A 255-nucleotide genomic window follows, 5' to 3' on the forward strand; every position below is an offset into this window, starting at 1 on the left:
TGCCGTCGGTGAATTTGACGCCTTCGATGAGGCGGGGCAACTGGTTTGTGCCGTTGAGCTTGCGCCAGGTCTTCGATGCCGCCCTGACCAGGGTGAAGACCATCAGCTTTGCGGTCTTCTGTGACAGCGCGCCCTTGGTCCGGACGGTGCGGTGCCTTACGGTTGCGAAGACGCTCTCGATCGGGTTCGAGGTCCGCAGGTGGTCCCAGTGCTCGGCCGGGAAGTCGTAGAAGGCCAACAGGGCCTCGGTGTCCT

General features: G+C 63.1%; 1 protein-coding gene. It reads right to left on the reverse strand.

Translation table 11 applies throughout. The annotated features are described in order from the left end of the window. Positions 1 to 255, reverse strand: a 255-nt coding sequence (locus tag EU800_RS26560) for a transposase (RefSeq protein ID WP_207210040.1), incomplete at both ends; no start/stop codon positions are given.

The organism is Tropicimonas sp. IMCC6043 (genome assembly GCF_004146235.1).
Lineage (GTDB): Bacteria > Pseudomonadota > Alphaproteobacteria > Rhodobacterales > Rhodobacteraceae > Tropicimonas.